Source organism: Anaeromyxobacter paludicola, from assembly GCF_023169965.1.
GTDB lineage: Bacteria > Myxococcota > Myxococcia > Myxococcales > Anaeromyxobacteraceae > Anaeromyxobacter_B > Anaeromyxobacter_B paludicola.
The window spans coordinates 1,572,406-1,588,752 of the sequence record NZ_AP025592.1 but is presented as its reverse complement, the minus strand read 5'-3'; the positions used below and the strand labels follow the sequence as shown (position 1 = coordinate 1,588,752).

The window sequence follows — 16,347 nt, the reverse complement described above, 5'->3', positions numbered from 1 at the left end:
GATTTCGCGGCTTCGTGAGCCGCCCCCTCCTCGCCCTGGCCGCGCTGTGCCTCCTCGTGTGTCCGCCCGCGGCCCGCGCCGCGCAGGGGGACGAGCCCACCGTCCAGGCCGTCCAGGTCGAGGGCAACCGCCGCGTCGAGATCGACGCCGTGAAGGCGGTGATCTCGCAGAAGGCCGGCGAGCCGCTCGACCTCAAGAAGGTGGACGAGGACATCCGCTCGGTGATGAAGCTCGGCTTCTTCTCCGACGTGACCGTCGAGGAGCAGGGCGGCGCCGAGCGCCCGACGCTGGTGTTCCGCGTCGTCGAGAAGCCGGCGGTCCGCGAGGTGAAGGTCGAGGGCGCCGACGAGATCTCGGCCGACGACCTCGTCAAGGAGGCCTCGGAGATCAAGCCGTTCGCCATCCTCGACCTCAACCTGGTCCGCAAGTCGCAGAAGAAGATCCAGGAGAAGTACGTCGAGAAGGGCTTCTACCTCGCCGAGGTGACCTGGCGGCTCGACCCGCAGCCCGACAACCAGACCAACGTCGTGTTCGTCGTGAACGAGCACGCCAAGGTCCAGGTCCGGCAGGTGAACATCCTCGGCAACGCCCACGTCGCCAAGGACGAGATCACCCCGTACATGCAGACGCAGGAGGGCGGCTACCTCTCGTTCCTCAACTCCATGGGGAACTACAAGGAGGAGGCGTTCCAGCGCGACCTGCAGGCGATCCAGTTCATCTACGGCGACAAGGGCTACCTCTACGCCAAGGTGGGGAAGCCCGCGGTCCAGATCAGCCCCGACAAGAAGTGGCTCTACATCTCGCTCCACGTGGACGAGGGCGACCAGTTCTCGGCGGGCAAGGTGGACTTCTCGGGCGAGCTGCTCGATCAGACCCCGCTGCTCGAGAAGGTGGTGCAGGTCAGGCCGGGGATGATCTTCGCCCGCTCCAAGGTGGCGAAGGACATCCAGAACCTGCAGGACGTCTACAAGGACCTCGGCTACGCGTACGTGAACGTGAACCCGGTCACGAACGTCCACGCCGACACCAAGGTCATCGACCTCACCTACGACGTCCAGCCCGGCCAGAAGACCTACTTCGAGCGGATCGAGATCGTCGGCAACGCCAAGACCCGCGACAAGGTCATCCGGCGCGAGCTGCGCATCTACGAGGGCGACCTCTTCAGCGGCACCGGGATCAACGTCTCGAAGCAGCGCGTCAACGCGCTCGGCTACTTCGAGAAGGTGGAGATCACCACCAAGAAGGGCAGCGCCGACGACAAGATCGTCGCCACCGTCGAGGTGAAGGAGCGCTCCACCGGCACGTTCCAGGTGGGCGCCGGCTTCTCGTCCTACGAGAACTTCATCCTCACCGGCCAGATCTCCCAGAACAACTTCTTCGGCTGGGGCCAGACGCTCTCGCTGCAGATCCAGTACTCGTCGATCCGGCAGCTCGGCCAGATCCAGTTCGTCGAGCCCTACTTCCTCGACACCCGCTGGACCTTCGCCTTCGACCTCTACGCCACCGAGGGCATCTACTCCACCTTCACCCGCAAGGCGGTCGGCGGCACGCTGACCTGGGGCTACGAGCTCGCCGGGCTCGCGCCCTGGTGGAAGTTCGCGCGGAACCTGGAGGACATGCGCCTCTTCGCGACCTACACGAACGAGTTCGTGTCGGTCACGCCGACCTTCACCGACATCCTGCTCGCGAACCGCTACCGCTCCGGCACCACCAGCGCCCTGCGCCTCTCGCTGCAGTGGGACAAGCGCAACGACCGGCTCTTCCCGTCGAGCGGCTACTACGAGTCGCTGTCGGCCGAGTTCGCCCCGCCGGCGCTCGCCCCCGAGGCGGTGTTCGGCAGCCGGGTGAACCTCTTCAGCCGCTACACCTTCGAGTCCCGCTACTACCACCCGCTGTTCGCGGGCGTCGTCGGGCGGCTCAAGCTGACCGCCGGGTACATCCGCAACTGGGACGACGCCCACCCGGTGCCGGTCTCCGAGCTCTACTACCTCGGCGGCATCAACTCGGTCCGCGGCTACCGCCTGCTCTCCATCTCGCCGCAGGTGCTGGCGGGCGCCACCCCGCGCCCCGACGCCGAGCTCACCGGGGTGTCGGTGGGCGGGAACAAGCAGCTCATCCTCAACTCCGAGCTCGAGATCCCGCTGCTCGAGAAGGTCGGCGTGCGCGGCGTCGTGTTCTTCGACATGGGGAACACCTTCGGCTCGGGCCAGTGGTCCGACCCCAACGTCGGGCTCTCGCTCTACAAGTCGGTCGGCTTCGGCCTGCGCTGGATGAGCCCCATCGGCCCGCTCCGCTTCGAGTGGGGCTTCCCGCTCAACCGCCGCAGGGACGGGCTCACCGGCAACTGGATCGACTCCTCGAGCGACTTCCAGTTCACCATCGGCAACTTCTTCTAGCCGACCCGCATCACGGAGGACTCCATGAGACGCATCGCCATCCCCGCCGCCCTCGCCTTCGCCGCCGCGCTCTACGCCGCGCCGGCCGCCGCCGACGTCAAGATCGGCTTCGTCGATCTCCAGCGCGCCCTCAACGAGGTCGAGGACGGCAAGGCCGCCAAGGCCCAGCTCAAGCGGGAGTTCGACCAGAAGCAGAAGACGCTCGACGAGAAGCAGGAGGAGCTGAAGCGGCTCAAGGCCGACTACGACAAGCAGCAGGTGGTCATGTCGGACACGGCCAAGCGGGAGAAGCAGGCCGAGTTCGACCGCAAGCTCGCCGACGTGCAGGGCACCTACGTGAACCTGCAGAAGGAGCTCTCGGAGCGCGAGCGCGAGATGACGCGCGGCATCTTCGAGAAGATGAACGCCATCATCCGCGAGATGGCCGAGTCGGAGGGCTTCACCATGGTCTTCGAGAAGACCGACTCCGGCCTCATCTACGCGCCGCCGCAGTACGACCTCACGAACGAGCTCGTCCGCAAGTACAACGCCCGCCACAAGGGCGGCTCCCCGGCCGCCTCGGCCAAGAAGCCGAACGGCAAGAAGAAGTAGCGGAGGCCGCCCGTGACCTTCCTGCTCGCGGAGCTCGCCGCGCGCGTGGGCGGCGAGGTGCAGGGCGACGGGGCGCTGCGCGTCGAGCGCGTGGCGCCCCTCGAGACGGCCGGCCCGGCCGACCTCTCGTTCTTCTCGAACCCCCGCTACCGGGAGGCCTTCGAGGCCTCCCGGGCCGGCGCGGTGGTGCTCGAGCCCGGGGCGGCGGCGCCCGCCGGGCGCACCGTGCTGCGGGTGAAGAACGCGTACCTCGCGTTCGCGCGCATCTCCACGCTCTTCCACCCGCCCCGCGAGCCGGTCCCGGAGATCGCCCCGCAGGCGGCGGTCCACCCCTCGGCCCACGTCCACCCGTCGGCGCAGGTGATGCCGTTCGCCTGCGTCGGCCCGGGCGCCGAGGTCGGCGCGCGCAGCATCCTCTTCCCCGGCGTGGTGCTCGGGGCCGAGGCCCGGGTCGGCGAGGACTGCGTCCTCTACGCCAACGTCAACGTCCGCGAGCGCTGCGTGGTCGGGAGCCGCTGCGTCCTCCAGCCCGGGGTGGTGATCGGCGCCGACGGCTTCGGCTTCGCCTTCGACCCGGTGGGCGAGGACGGCTCCGGCCCGCGCCACTACAAGGTCCCCCAGGCCGGCAACGCGGTGGTCGAGGACGACGTCGAGCTCGGCGCCAACTCCTGCGTGGACCGCGCCACCCTCGGCTCCACCGTGGTGGGGCGCGGGAGCAAGATCGACAACCTGGTCCAGATCGCCCACAACGTGCAGGTGGGTCCGCTCTCGATCCTCTGCGCCCAGGTCGGGATCTCCGGCTCGACGAAGCTCGGGCAGGGGGTGGTGCTGGCCGGCCAGGTCGGGCTCGCGGGGCACCTCCAGGTCGGCGACCGCGCCACGCTGCTCGCCCAGTCGGGCGTGATGAACGACATCCCCGCCGGCGAGACCTGGGGCGGCTACCCGGCCCGCCCGCAGCGCCGCTGGATGCGCGAGGAGGCGCTGCTCCGGCGCCTCGACGAGCTCTCCCGGCGCGTGAAGGCGCTCGAGAAGGCGGCCGGGCCGGCCGCAGAGGAAACCGAGAAGACATGAGCAAGGCGAAGCAGGCCGCCGTCCTCGACGTGCGCGAGATCCAGAAGCTGCTGCCCCACCGCTATCCGTTCCTGCTGGTGGACCGGGTGGTCGCCTTCGAGCCGATGAAGTCGCTCACGGCCTGGAAGTCGGTCACCATGAACGAGCCCTTCTTCGAGGGGCACTTCCCCGGCCACCCGGTGATGCCGGGCGTGCTCATCCTCGAGGCGATGGCCCAGGCCGCGGCGCTCCTCGCCATGAAGTCGATGGAGGGGGAGTTCGCGAACAAGGTCACCTACCTCATGGGCATCGACGGCGCGCGCTTCCGCAAGCCGGTGGTGCCGGGCGACCGGCTCGAGCTCACCATCGAGGTCGTGCGCGGCAAGGGCGCGGTCTGGAAGGAGAAGGGCACCGCCCGGGTGGACGGCGAGGTGGTGGCCGAGGCCGAGTTCATGGCGATGCTGGCCGACAAGGGCGCCTAGCGGGCGCCGGCGAGGAGCGCTGCGATGGCCATCCACCCCACGGCGGTCGTGGCCCCCGGGGCCGAGGTGCACCCCTCCTGCGAGGTGGGGCCGTACGCGGTGATCGGGCCGCAGGTCCGGCTCGGCCCGGACTGCCGGATCGGCGCCCACGCCGTGATCGAGGGCGACACCGTCCTCGGCGCGGGAAACCGCGTCTTCCCGCACGCCGTCCTCGGCCAGATCCCGCAGGACCTCAAGTACGGCGGCGAGCCGACGAAGCTCGTCGTCGGCGACCGGAACCAGTTCCGCGAGTTCACCACCGCGCACGTCGGCACCGCCGGGGGCGGCGGGGTCACCCGCATCGGCTCGGGCTGCCTCTTCATGGCCAACGCCCACGTGGCCCACGACTGCCAGGTGGGCGACGGGTGCATCCTCGCCAACTCGGTGGCGCTCGCCGGTCACGTGGTGCTGGAGGACCACGTCATCCTGGGCGGGCTCTCCGGGGTCCACCAGTTCGTCCGGCTCGGGCGCTACGCCTTCCTCGCCGCCGGCTCGGTGGTGGTGATGGACGTGCCGCCCTACTGCACCGTCCAGGGCGACCGGGCGCGGCTGGCCGGGCTCAACACCGTGGGGCTCCAGCGCGCCGGCTTCACCGAGGCCCAGGGCGGCCGGATCCGGGCCGCCTACCGGAAGCTCTTCCGCAGCAAGCTCAAGCTCGAGGAGGCGCTCGGCGAGCTCCGGGCCGAGATGGGCGCCGAGCCCGAGATCGCCCACCTGGTCGCCTTCCTCGAGGGCTCGCGCCGCGGCGTCACGAGGTAGCGCGTGGCGACCCTCGGCCTCATCGCCGGCAGCGGCCGCTTTCCCATCCTCTTCGCGGAGAGCGCGCGGCGCGCCGGCCACCGGGTGGTGGCGACCGCCTTCCAGTCGATCACCGACCCGGCCCTCGAGGGCGCGGTGGACGGGCTCACCTGGGTGAAGCTGGGGCAGCTCGGCCGGATCGTCTCGGCGCTGCGCCAGGGCGGCGCCGGCTCGGCGGTGATGCTGGGCGGGGTCCCGAAGGCCCGCTTCTTCCGCGACGCCCTGCCGGACGCGGCGCTCCTCGGCGTGGTGGCGCGGGTGGCGGTCCGCGGCGACGACAGCCTCCTGCGCGGCATCGCCGCCCACCTCGAGGCGGAGGGGCTGCCGGTGGTGGACCCGGCGCCGTTCCTCGCCGACCGGCTGGCGCCCGCGGGCGTGCTCGGCCGGCGCAGCCCGACCCCGGAGCAGTGGGAGGACGCCCGCTACGGCCTCGAGCTGGCGCGGGCGGTGGGCCGCCTCGACCTCGGCCAGACGGTGGTGGTGAAGGGCAGGGCGGCCCTGGCGGTGGAGGCCATCGAGGGCACCGACGCCTGCATCCGCCGCGGCGGCGCGCTCGCCAAGGGCGGCGCGGTGGTGGTGAAGGCGGTCAAGCCGGGCCAGGACCGGCGCTTCGACCTGCCGGCGGTCGGGCCCGACACGGTGGCCGTCCTCGCCGAGGTCGGGGCCGCGGTGCTCGCGGTCGAGGCCGGGGCGACGCTGGTCATGGACCGCGAGGCCCTGGTGCGCGACGCCGACCGCGCCCGGGTGGCGGTGGTGGGGCTCTAGGCGGTGGCGGCCTGGGTGCGAGACGCGCCCGGGGGCGCCGTCCTCGAGGTGCTGGTGCAGCCCCGCGCCTCGCGCACGCGCGCCGCCGGCGAGCACGACGGCCGGCTCAAGGTGCAGCTCGCCGCGCCGCCCGTGGACGGGGAGGCCAACCGGGCGCTCGTCGAGTTCCTGGCCGACGCGCTCTCGGTGCGGAAGGCGGACGTCGTCCTCCTGCGGGGCGACACCGGCCGGCGGAAGACCCTGCGGGTGGAGGGGCGGTCGGCCGCGGCGGTCGAGGCGGCGCTCGGTTAGGGGGAGCCCGGGCGCGCGCCCGCTCGCTCGTGATGCGCGCGCCGGCCCGGTCGGGTAGAATGCGCGGCCCAATGAGCCCGACCGCCCATCGCTTCCTCAAGGCCTGCCGCCGCGAACCCGTCGATCGCCTCCCCGTCTGGCTCATGCGCCAGGCCGGGCGCTACCAGGCGAGCTACCGCGCCGTGCGGCAGAAGGTGAGCTTCCTCGAGCTCTGCCGCTCGCCGGAGCTCATCGCCCAGGTCACCGCGGCGCCCATCGACGAGTTCGGCTTCGACGCCGCCATCCTCTTCTCCGACATCCTCGTGGCGCTGCCGGCCATGGGCCTCGACCTCTCGTTCGAGAAGGGCGAGAAGGGCAAGGGCGACGGCGGGCCGAAGATCGGCAACCCGGTCCGCGACCGCGCCGCCATCGACGCCCTGCGCGTCCCCGATCCGGTGAAGGACCTGCCCTACGTCCTCGACGGCGTGAAGGCCATCCGGCGCGTCCTCGCCGACCGCGTGCCGCTCATCGGCTTCGTGGGCGGCCCGTTCACGGTCGCGAGCTACGCGGTCGAGGGCGGGAGCCAGGGCTTCACCCGGCTCAAGACGATGCTCTACGCCGACCCGGCGGCGGCCCACGCCCTCTTCGACAAGCTGACCGAGGCGGCCATCGTGCAGCTCCAGGCCCAGGTGTCGGCCGGCGCCCAGGCGGTCCAGATCTTCGAGAGCTGGCTCGGCGAGCTCTCGCGCGAGGACCTGGAGGAGTTCAGCTTCCCGTACCTCGCCCGCATCGCCGAGGCGATGCGCCCGCTCGGCGTGCCCTCGATCATCTTCTCGACCGGGACCAGCACCCACCTGCAGCCGCTGTCCCGGCTCGGCTACGACGTGGTCGGCTTCGACTGGCGCATCCCGCTCGCCGAGGCCCGCCGCCAGCTCCCCGGCGTCGCGGTCCAGGGCAACCTCGACTCCACGCTCCTCCTCGGCCCCAAGGAGACGCTGCTCGCCCGGGCGAAGGCGCTCCTGGAAGCCGCGGGCTCCGAGCCCGGTTACATCTTCAACCTCGGCCACGGCATCCAGCCGCCGACCCCGCCGGAGAACGTCAAGGCGCTGGTCGACCTGGTGCACGGCTGGCCGGTGAACCAGGAGCGCGCGTGATCCAGATCCCGCCGTTGGAGCTCATCAAGAAGTACGACCGGCCCGGCCCGCGCTACACGAGCTACCCCACGGCGCCGGAGTGGACCGAGGCCTTCGGCGCGCAGGCGTACGAGGAGCACCTCGCCCGCGCCGACGCGCAGGGCGGCCCGGTCTCGATCTACGTCCACCTGCCGTTCTGCCGCGAGATGTGCCGGTTCTGCGGCTGCAACGTCATCGCGACCCACGATCGCACGCGCCCCGACGGCTACCTCGACGTGCTCGAGAAGGAGGTGGCGCTGGTGGCCGCGCGCCTCCCGCACCGGCGCGAGGTGACGCAGCTCCACTGGGGCGGCGGCACCCCCACCTTCCTCGACCTGAAGCAGCTGCAGCGCTGCCACGACATCCTCACGAAGCACTTCCACGTGCCGAAGGAGGCGGAGCAGTCGATCGAGGTCGATCCGGCCATCACCAGCCGGGCCCAGGTGGAGCTCCTCGCCAGGCTCGGGTTCAACCGCATCTCCATGGGCGTGCAGGACTTCGAGCCCCGCGTCCAGCAGGCGGTCGGCCGGATCCAGACCGAGAAGGAGACCGCCGACCTCGTGCAGGCGGCCCGGGACAACGGCTTCGAGGGCGTGAACCTCGACCTCATCTACGGCCTGCCGTTCCAGACGCTCGACAGCTGGCGGCACACGCTCGAGCGGATCCTCGCCATCCACCCCGACCGCATGGCGGTGTTCGGGTACGCGCACGTGCCCTGGGCGAAGCCGCACCAGAAGCTCCTGCCGGTCTCCGAGCTCCCCACCACCGAGCAGCGGGTGCAGCTCTTCCTCACCGCCGCCGAGACCTTCGGCAACGCCGGCTACCGGCAGATCGGCCTCGACCACTTCGCGCTCGAGTCGGACGAGCTGGCGCGGGCGCAGGACGAGGGCTACCTCACCCGCAACTTCCAGGGCTACACCACCCGCCACGCCGACGAGACCGTCGCCTTCGGCATGACGTCGATCTCCGACGTCGGCGGCTGCTACGCCCAGAACGCCCACCGGCTCAAGGACTGGGGCGATCTCGTCGAGGCCGGCAAGCTCCCGGTCCAGAAGGGCACGGTGCAGACCGCCGACGACGTGCTCCGCCGGTTCACCATCAACCGGGTCATGTGCCTCTTCCGGCTCGACCTGCGCGAGATCGCCGAGAAGTTCGGCGCCGAGGCGCGCCAGACCATCGAGGCCTCGCTCCAGACCGGGGTGAAGGAGCTCCAGGCCGACGGGCTCGTCACCTTCGACGGCGACCTCCTCTCGGTGACGCCGCTCGGGCGGCTGCTGGTCCGGAACGTGGCGATGCTCTTCGACGCCTACCTGCCGAAGCACGCCGGCCAGAAGACCACCTTCTCGAGGACGGTGTAGATGAAGACCGCGGTCTTCCTGATGAACCTGGGCGGGCCGCGGAGCCTCGACGAGGTCGAGCCTTACCTGTACGACCTCTTCAGCGACCCGGCCGTGCTGTCGATCCCGCTCGGCCCGGTGCGGCGGCTGCTCGCGAAGCTCATCAGCCACTTCCGCGCCCCGTCCTCGGCGGAGAAGTACCAGCTCATCGGCGGCCGCTCGCCCCTCGTCGAGGGGACGCAGGCGCAGGCGCGGGCGCTCGAGGCGGCCCTCGGCCCCGACTTCAGCTGCCACCTCGCGATGCGCTGTGGCCACCCCGACACCGCCGAGGGCGTCGCCGAGGCGCTCGCCGCCGGCGCCACGCAGGCGGTCGCCCTGCCGCTCTACCCGCAGTGGGCCAACGCCACCACCCGCAGCTCGCTCGAGGAGCTGCGCCGGCGCTGGCCGCGCGAGCTGCCCCTCGCCGAGGTCTGCACCTACCACGACCACCCCGGCTACCTGGACGCCTCCGCGGCGGCGCTCTCCGAGACCCTGGCGATCGTCCCGCCCGAGCTCCGGGAGAAGCTGCTCGTGGTGTTCAGCGCCCACGGGCTGCCCATGAGCCAGGTGAAGAAGGGCGACCCGTACCCCGACTACGTCGAGATCTCCTCGCGCGGCGCCGCCGAGCGCGCCGGGGTGGCGGGCTCGTACCAGGTCACCTACCAGAGCCGCGTCGGGCCGGTGAAGTGGCTCGGGCCCGACACCATCGACTTCCTCCGCGAGCACGCCCACGGCAAGGCGGTGGTGACCGTCCCCGTCGCCTTCGTCTCCGAGCACCTCGAGACCCTCTACGATCTCGACATCCTGGCGCGGGCCGCGGCAGAGGAGGCCGGCGCCGCCGGCTACTGGCGCGTGCCGGCGCTCGGCACGCGGCCGGCCTTCGTCGAGGCCCTCGCCGACGTGGTCCGCCAGGGGCTCGCCGCGGGCGCCCGCGCCGCCTAGCCCCACCGCCCCGCTTCGCCCCTGGAAGGACCGCACCATGCTGGACATCCTCGCCTCGCGCCACCTGCCCGAGCTCCGCCGCCTGGCGGAGGGCAGGCTCCTCGTCGCCTTCGACTACGACGGCTGCCTCGCGCCGCTCGCCCGCACCCCGCAGGGCGCCCACATGCGCCCGGGCACCAAGCGGCTCCTCGCGGCGCTGGCGGAGCGCTACCCGGTGGCGGTGGTCTCCGGCCGCGCCTGGAAGGACGCCGCCGCCTTCGTGTCCGGCGCCTGCGCCACCGTGGTCGGCAACCACGGCTTCGAGCACGGCTGCGCCCGCGAGGTCCCCCGGGCCACCGTGGCCCGCGTCCGGCGCTGGGTCGGCGCGCTCGAGGCCGCGCTCGAGGGAGTGGACGGCTACTTCATCGAGGACAAGGTCTCGACGCTCTCGATCCACTACGGGCTGAAGCGGCAGTGGCGCCGGGTGGAGGAGGCGGTGCACGCCGCCGCGGCCGGCCTCGACGGCGCCCGGCTGGTGCACGGCAAGCACGTCCTCAACTGCGTCCCGGCGAGCTTCCCGAACAAGGGCGACGCGGTCCGCCGGCTCCTGAAGGAGACCGGGAGCGCGCAGGCCATCTTCTGCGGGGACGACGTGACCGACGAGGACGTGTTCGCGCTCGGCCCCCCGCGGGTCGAGGGCGTGCGCGTCGGCCCGGGCGCCTCGAAGGCCCGGTGGCGGCTCCGCTCGCAGGAGGACATGGACGCCCTCCTCTCCACCCTCCTCGAGCTGCGCGCGCCCGCCCGGGCCGGCCGGCGCGCCGCGGGGCAGCGCTAGTCGGACCGGCGCGGTAGGGTCCAGGGGTGGCGGCCAGGGCAGGCGAGACGGGCGATCTCTTCGCGCAGGTGAAGCCGCGCGCGATCTCGGTGTCCGAGCTGACGCGGGCGCTGCGGGTCGCGGTCGAGCCGCGCTTCAAGGACGTCTGGGTCTCGGGCGAGGTGGCGAACCTGCGCCGGCAGTCGAGCGGCCACCTCTACTTCTCGCTCAAGGACGAGGGCGCCTGCGTCAACGCGGTGGTCTGGGCGTCGGCGGCCCGGCGGCTCCCGTTCGCGCCCAAGGACGGGCAGGAGGTGCTGGCGCGCGGCTTCGTCGAGATCTACCCGCCCCACGGCAAGTACCAGCTCGTCGTGAACGAGCTCGAGCCGCGGGGCGCGGGCGCGCAGGCGCTCCTGCTCCAGCAGCTCAAGGAGCGGCTCCTCGCCGAGGGGCTCCTCGACCCGGCCCGCAAGCGCGCGCTCCCGTTCCTGCCCCGCCGGGTGGGGGTGGCCACCAGCCCCACCGCCGCGGCGCTCAAGGACTTCCTCCGCGTCCTGCACGCCCGCTTCCCGGGGCTGCCGGTGCTGGTGGCGCCCTGCCGGGTGCAGGGGGCGGGGGCGGCGGCCACCGTGACCGCCGCGGTGAAGGGGCTCTGCCGAGCCGGGGTGGACGTCATCGTCGTCACCCGCGGCGGCGGGTCGCAGGAGGATCTCTTCGAGTTCAACGACGAGCGGCTGGCGCGGGCGCTCGCCGCCTGCCCGGTGCCGGTGGTGAGCGCGGTCGGGCACGAGATCGACGTCACCGTGGCCGACCTGGTCGCCGACGTGCGGGCCGCCACGCCGACGCACGCCGCCGAGCTGGTCGCGCCGGTGAAGGACGAGCTCGAGGCCGGGCTCCGCGCGCTCCGCGCCAGGCTCACGCGGGCGGCGGGCGAGGCGGTGGCGGGGCGGCGGCGCGAGCTGCGGGCGCTCAAGGCGGAGCTCTCCGATCCGAAGCACCTTCTCTCCGAGCAGCGCCACCGGCTCGAGGATCTGCTGCGCGCCGGGGAGGGGAGCGTCCGCGAGCGGCTCCGGGAGGAGCGGCAGCGGCAGGAGTCCCTGCGGGGCCGGCTCCAGCGCCAGGAGCCGCGGGCACGCCTCCGCCTGCTCGCGTCCCGGGCAGAGGCCGCCACGCGCCGCCTCGGTTCGTGGCAGGCCGCCACCTTCCGTCGCGAGGAGCTCCGGCTGGAAAGGCTGAAGTCCCGGCTCGCTCCGGCCAACGTGGCGGAGGTGCTGAAGCGCGGCTTCGCTCTTGCACTCGCGCAGGACCGGGTGCTCCGGCGCAGCGGCGAGGCGGCCGCCGGTGACGCGCTGCGTCTGGCGCTGTCCGAGGGCTGGCTCGACGTGGTGGTGACCGGGGTCGATGCAGGAAGCGATCCGTTGCCGGGCCGGTCGCGCGCCGGGGAACCCGGAAGCGGGCCGGGGAAGACCGCCTCGGTTGAACGGGGTTCCACTCGTGATTAGGTCAACGCAACCGGAGGAAGCTTGAGCCCGACCAGCGAACGCCCGAACGCGAAGGACGACAGTCAGGCCGGCGAGGCGTACGACGCGCTGGTGGCGCGGCTCGAGCAGGTGGTGGGCGAGCTCGAGTCCGGCAGCCTGCCGCTCGAGGCGTCGATCGAGAAGTTCGCCGAGGGCGTCCGCCTGGCGCGCGAGGCGAGCCGCAAGCTCGACGAGGCGGAGCGGCGGGTGGAGGTCCTGGTGCGCAACGCCGACGGCGGGGAGGAGGCGGTCCCGCTCGAGGCCGCGGGCAAGGGCAACGGATGACGACCGAGGCTCCCATGAGCAGGCCCAAGGTCATCATCGTGGACGACGACCGGGACACCCGCGAGATGCTCACGCTCGCGCTGGAGCTGGAGGGCTTCGAGGTGTCCCAGGCCGCCAACGGCCTGCGGCTCATCTCGGCCATGCACGTCGATCGGCCCGACGTGATCCTGCTCGACGTCATGATGAGCTGGATCGACGGGTTCGAGCTCTGCCGGGCCATCAAGAAGAACGCCGGCTTCACCGACATCCCGGTCATCTTCATCTCGGCCCGCAAGAGCGTGGAGGACGAGCGGGCCGGCATGGAGGCGGGGGCCATCGACTACTTCCCGAAGCCGCTCGACATGGACCGGCTCATCGCCCGCATCCGCGAGATCCTCGACCAGCGGGCGGCCGGCCTCGCGACCCCCGCCTAGCGCGCGGCGCCCACGCGGGGCGGGACGCCCCGGTTTTCAACGAGCATTGAAAATGTCCAGGCACCCCGTGGTAGAAGGTGTGCCTCGCGGCCCGCGCCGACCCGGCGGGACCCGGAATCCGGAGGGCACCCCATGACCCGCCTGCTCGATCGCATCGACTCCCCGCTCGACCTGAAGCGGCTCAAGCCCGCCGACCTCCCCCGGCTCTGCCAGGAGATCCGCGACGAGATCATCGCCACCTGCGCCAGGAACGGCGGCCACCTCGGCGCGTCGCTCGGCGCCGTCGAGCTCAACGTGGCGCTCCACTACGTCCTCAACTCCCCGGTGGACAGCATCGTGTTCGACGTCGGCCACCAGGCCTACGCGCACAAGCTCCTCACCGGCCGCCGCGAGGCGTTCCAGACCATCCGCACCGAGGGCGGGCTGGCCGGCTTCCCGGAGCGGCACGAGTCGCCCCACGACGCCTTCGGCGTGGGCCACGCCTCCACCGCCATCAGCGCCGGCCTCGGCATCCTCGAGGCGCGCCGCATGAACGGGCAGGCCGGCAAGGTGGTCGCCCTCGTCGGTGACGGCGCCCTCACCGGCGGCGTGGCGTTCGAGGGGCTCAACCAGGCCGGCTACCTCGGGCGCGACCTGCTCGTCGTGCTCAACGACAACGAGATGTCGATCTCGCCCAACGTGGGCGCGCTCTCGGAGTGGTTCTCGAAGAAGTTCGCCTCGCGCACCTTCAACCGCTGGCGCCGCACCGTGAAGGACGTCCTCACGGTGGTGCCGAAGGGGCCGGAGGCCATCAAGGTCATCCGCCACGCCATCAACGCGACCAAGGCGCTCGTCACCCCGGGCATCCTCTTCGAGGGGCTCGGGTTCCAGTACGTCGGGCCGGTGGACGGGCACGACGTGGTGGGGCTGGTCGAGACCTTCAAGAAGCTCCTCACCTGCGACGGCCCGGTGCTGGTGCACGCCGTCACCATGAAGGGCAAGGGCTACCGCCCGGCCGAGAGCGACGCCGCCACCCGCGGCCACGGCCTCTCCTTCTTCGACATCGCCACCGGCAAGAGCGTGGCCAAGAAGCCGGCCGTGAAGGCCTACACCGACCTGTTCGCCGAGGCGCTCTGCGAGCAGATGGAGCAGGACAAGCGGGTGGTCGCCATCACCGCCGCCATGCTCGAGGGGACCGGGCTCATCAAGGCGAAGCACCGGTTCCCGGAGCGCACCTACGACGTCGGCATCGCCGAGCAGCACGCGGTGACCTTCGCCGCCGGGCTCGCCTGCGAGGGCGTCCGGCCCGTGGTCGCCATCTACTCCACCTTCCTGCAGCGGGCCTACGACCAGATCATCCACGACGTGGCGCTGCAGAAGCTGCCGGTCACCTTCGCCCTCGACCGCGGCGGCCTGGTGGGCGCGGACGGCAAGACGCACCAGGGCGCGTTCGACCTCGCCTACCTGCGCTGCGTCCCGAACCTCGTGGTGATGGCGCCGTCGGACGAGAACGAGCTGCGCCACATGCTCGCCACCGCCCTCGCCCACGACGGCCCCGCCGCCTTCCGCTTCCCGCGCGGCTCCGGGGTCGGCGTGCAGCTCGATCCGGCGCCGAAGGTGCTCCCGCTCGGCAAGGGGCGGGTGGTCCGGCAGGGCGGGGCCCGGCCCGACGTGCTCGTGGCCTCGATCGGCACCCCCCTCGCCGCCGCCCTCACCGCCGCCGACGAGCTCGAGGCGGAGGGGATCTCGGTCGCGGTGGTGGACGCCCGCTTCGTGAAGCCGCTCGACGAGGAGCTGCTCTGCGGGCTCGCCCGGACCGCGAAGCGCGTGGTCACCCTGGAGGAGGGCTGCCTCGAGGGCGGCTTCGGCGCCGCCTGCCTCGAGGCGTTCGAGCGCGCGAAGCTCCTGCCCGGGCTCCAGGTCACCCGGCTCGGCCTGCCCGACGAGTTCGTCACCCACGGCGACGCCGGCAAGCAGCGCGCCGCGTACGGCCTCGACGCGCAGGGCGTGGCGCGCGCCTGCCGCGCCCTCCTCGGCGACCGGGCGAAGCGCACCGTCGCGTGAAGAAGCAGCGCATCGACCTCCTGCTGGTGGAGCGCGGGCTCGCCGAGTCCCGGACCCGGGCCCAGGCCCTGGTGATGGCGGGCGCGGTGGTCGCGGGCGAGGCCCGGGTGGACAAGCCCGGCGCGCTGGTGGACCCGGACCTGCCGCTCCGGATCAAGGGCGACGCCGCGCCGCAGCGGTACGTCTCGCGCGGCGCGCTCAAGCTGGAGAAGGGGCTCGCGGCGTTCCCGGTGGACCCGCGCGGCAAGGTCTGCGCCGACCTCGGGGCCTCCACCGGCGGCTTCACCGACTTGCTCCTGCAGCGCGGCGCCCGCAAGGTGTACGCCGTGGACGTGGGCTACGGCCAGCTTCACCCGAAGGTCCGCAACGATCCCCGGGTGGTGGTGCGCGAGCGCGAGAACGCGCGGCACCTCACCGCGGAGGCGCTCGGCGAGCGGGTGGACCTGGCGGTGGGCGACCTCTCGTTCATCTCGCTCAAGCTCGTGCTGCCCGCCGTGCGCGCGATCCTGGCCGACGGCGGGGAGGCCATCCTGCTCGTGAAGCCGCAGTTCGAGGTCGGCAAGGGCGAGGTGGGGAAGGGCGGCGTGGTGCGCGACGAGGCGAAGCGGCGCGAGGCGCTCGAGGCGGTGGCCGCCGCGGCCGGGGCGCTCGGGTTCGAGGTGCTCGGCCACGCCGAGTCGCCCATCGAGGGCCCCGCCGGGAACCGCGAGTGGCTGCTCGGCCTGCGGCTCGCGGGGCGGCCGTGAGCGGCGCGCCGCCGGCCGGGGAGGGGGAGGGCAGCGCCTACCTGCGCGCCACGCCGGTGGTGGACTGGCACGCGCCCGCCGTCCTCGCCCTGGCGCGCGAGCTCGCCGCCGGCGCCGCCGGCCCGGTGGAGGTGGCGCGCCGCTGCTTCGAGCACGTGCGCGACCGGCTCCGGCACAGCGTGGACGCCGGCGACGAGCAGGTGACCTGCGCCGCCTCCGAGGTGCTCGCCGCCGGCACCGGCCTCTGCTTCGCGAAGAGCCACCTCCTCGTGGCCCTCCTGCGGGCCAGCGGGCTCAAGGCCGGCTTCAGCTACCAGCGGCTCGCCAACCGGAACGGCACCTTCTCGCTCCACGGCCTCGCCGCGGTGGACCTGCCGGGCGTGGGCTGGTACCGGCTCGACCCGCGGGGCAACAAGCTCTGGCTCGACGCCCGGTTCGACCCGCCCCACGAGCGGCTCGCCTACGCCGCGACCGGGCCGGGCGAGTGGGACTCGCGCTCGGTCTGGGCCGAGCCACTCCCCGAGGTGATCGCCGCGCTGCGCGCCCCCGGCAGCGTGTCGGACGTGGTGGCGCACCTCCCGGATCACCCGGTCCCGCCGGAGCCGGCCCGGAGCTGATCCCCCCTTCGGGTCCCCTCCAGGGCGCCCGCGGCGGTCGCTAGACTTC

17 protein-coding genes are annotated in these 16,347 nt (G+C 72.6%); all 17 read left to right on the top strand.

Annotation, left to right across the window (positions count from 1 at the left end):
* Window positions 1–14 precede the first annotated feature (14 nt).
* The gene (gene bamA / locus AMPC_RS07465; protein ID WP_248345522.1) at window positions 15–2,396 is read left to right on the top strand and encodes an outer membrane protein assembly factor BamA; all 2,382 of its coding nucleotides are present in this window, start codon (window positions 15–17) and stop codon (window positions 2,394–2,396) included.
* 24 nt (window positions 2,397–2,420) lie between these two features.
* Entirely contained in the window at window positions 2,421–2,987 is a 567-nt protein-coding gene (locus AMPC_RS07460; protein WP_248345521.1) for an OmpH family outer membrane protein, read from the top strand.
* 12 nt (window positions 2,988–2,999) lie between these two features.
* Window positions 3,000–4,058, top strand: a complete 1,059-nt coding sequence (gene lpxD / locus AMPC_RS07455) for a UDP-3-O-(3-hydroxymyristoyl)glucosamine N-acyltransferase (protein WP_248345520.1) — start codon at window positions 3,000–3,002, stop codon at window positions 4,056–4,058.
* Window positions 4,055–4,519 carry a 3-hydroxyacyl-ACP dehydratase FabZ gene (gene fabZ, locus AMPC_RS07450; protein ID WP_248345519.1) on the top strand — a complete coding sequence of 155 codons (465 nt, stop codon included), beginning with the start codon at window positions 4,055–4,057 and terminating at the stop codon, window positions 4,517–4,519. Before lpxD ends, fabZ begins: the two co-directional genes overlap by 4 nt.
* A 24-nt stretch (window positions 4,520–4,543) precedes the next feature.
* Window positions 4,544–5,317, top strand: a complete 774-nt coding sequence (gene lpxA / locus AMPC_RS07445) for an acyl-ACP--UDP-N-acetylglucosamine O-acyltransferase (protein WP_248345518.1) — start codon at window positions 4,544–4,546, stop codon at window positions 5,315–5,317.
* 3 nt (window positions 5,318–5,320) lie between these two features.
* Window positions 5,321–6,121 (top strand): LpxI family protein, encoded by an 801-nt coding sequence (locus AMPC_RS07440; protein WP_248345517.1) that lies wholly within the window; start codon window positions 5,321–5,323, stop codon window positions 6,119–6,121.
* A gap of 3 nt (window positions 6,122–6,124) precedes the next feature.
* Window positions 6,125–6,412, top strand: a complete 288-nt coding sequence (locus AMPC_RS07435) for a DUF167 domain-containing protein (protein WP_248345516.1) — start codon at window positions 6,125–6,127, stop codon at window positions 6,410–6,412.
* Between the two features lie 71 nt (window positions 6,413–6,483).
* Window positions 6,484–7,545 carry a uroporphyrinogen decarboxylase gene (gene hemE, locus AMPC_RS07430; RefSeq protein WP_248345515.1) on the top strand — a complete coding sequence of 354 codons (1,062 nt, stop codon included), beginning with the start codon at window positions 6,484–6,486 and terminating at the stop codon, window positions 7,543–7,545.
* On the top strand, window positions 7,542–8,921 hold the full coding sequence (gene hemN / locus AMPC_RS07425; protein WP_248345514.1) for an oxygen-independent coproporphyrinogen III oxidase: 1,380 nt from the start codon (window positions 7,542–7,544) through the stop codon (window positions 8,919–8,921). Before hemE ends, hemN begins: the two co-directional genes overlap by 4 nt.
* Complete coding sequence (gene hemH / locus AMPC_RS07420; protein WP_248345513.1) at window positions 8,922–9,881, top strand: ferrochelatase; 960 nt, start codon at window positions 8,922–8,924, stop codon at window positions 9,879–9,881.
* A gap of 37 nt (window positions 9,882–9,918) precedes the next feature.
* Window positions 9,919–10,695, top strand: coding sequence for a trehalose-phosphatase (gene otsB, locus AMPC_RS07415; RefSeq protein ID WP_248345512.1), 777 nt, complete (start codon window positions 9,919–9,921; stop codon window positions 10,693–10,695).
* 26 nt (window positions 10,696–10,721) lie between these two features.
* Window positions 10,722–12,176, top strand: a complete 1,455-nt coding sequence (gene xseA, locus AMPC_RS07410; protein ID WP_248345511.1) for an exodeoxyribonuclease VII large subunit — start codon at window positions 10,722–10,724, stop codon at window positions 12,174–12,176.
* A 21-nt stretch (window positions 12,177–12,197) separates the two neighbouring features.
* Complete coding sequence (gene xseB, locus AMPC_RS07405; protein WP_248345510.1) at window positions 12,198–12,479, top strand: exodeoxyribonuclease VII small subunit; 282 nt, start codon at window positions 12,198–12,200, stop codon at window positions 12,477–12,479.
* A 14-nt stretch (window positions 12,480–12,493) separates the two neighbouring features.
* A complete protein-coding gene (locus tag AMPC_RS07400; RefSeq protein ID WP_248345509.1) occupies window positions 12,494–12,892 on the top strand; it encodes a response regulator transcription factor in 399 nt (132 codons plus the stop codon).
* 132 nt (window positions 12,893–13,024) lie between these two features.
* Window positions 13,025–14,935 carry a 1-deoxy-D-xylulose-5-phosphate synthase gene (gene dxs / locus AMPC_RS07395; protein WP_248345508.1) on the top strand — a complete coding sequence of 637 codons (1,911 nt, stop codon included), beginning with the start codon at window positions 13,025–13,027 and terminating at the stop codon, window positions 14,933–14,935.
* Window positions 14,932–15,681 carry a TlyA family RNA methyltransferase gene (locus AMPC_RS07390; protein WP_248345507.1) on the top strand — a complete coding sequence of 250 codons (750 nt, stop codon included), beginning with the start codon at window positions 14,932–14,934 and terminating at the stop codon, window positions 15,679–15,681. The genes dxs and AMPC_RS07390 overlap by 4 nt, the downstream gene beginning before the upstream one ends.
* Window positions 15,678–16,298, top strand: coding sequence for a transglutaminase-like domain-containing protein (locus tag AMPC_RS07385; protein WP_248345506.1), 621 nt, complete (start codon window positions 15,678–15,680; stop codon window positions 16,296–16,298). Before AMPC_RS07390 ends, AMPC_RS07385 begins: the two co-directional genes overlap by 4 nt.
* Window positions 16,299–16,347 lie beyond the last annotated feature (49 nt).

Excerpts from the sequence above, each read along its gene's own strand:
- AMPC_RS07460 (WP_248345521.1), top strand. The coding sequence starts at position 2,421 with ATGAGACGCATCGCCATCCCCGCCGCCCTCGCCTTCGCCGCCGCGCTC.
- fabZ (WP_248345519.1), top strand. The coding sequence starts at position 4,055 with ATGAGCAAGGCGAAGCAGGCCGCCGTCCTCGACGTGCGCGAGATCCAG.
- lpxA (WP_248345518.1), top strand. The coding sequence starts at position 4,544 with ATGGCCATCCACCCCACGGCGGTCGTGGCCCCCGGGGCCGAGGTGCAC.
- hemE (WP_248345515.1), top strand. The coding sequence starts at position 6,484 with ATGAGCCCGACCGCCCATCGCTTCCTCAAGGCCTGCCGCCGCGAACCC.
- hemH (WP_248345513.1), top strand. The coding sequence starts at position 8,922 with ATGAAGACCGCGGTCTTCCTGATGAACCTGGGCGGGCCGCGGAGCCTC.
- otsB (WP_248345512.1), top strand. The coding sequence starts at position 9,919 with ATGCTGGACATCCTCGCCTCGCGCCACCTGCCCGAGCTCCGCCGCCTG.
- AMPC_RS07400 (WP_248345509.1), top strand. The coding sequence starts at position 12,494 with ATGAGCAGGCCCAAGGTCATCATCGTGGACGACGACCGGGACACCCGC.
- dxs (WP_248345508.1), top strand. The coding sequence starts at position 13,025 with ATGACCCGCCTGCTCGATCGCATCGACTCCCCGCTCGACCTGAAGCGG.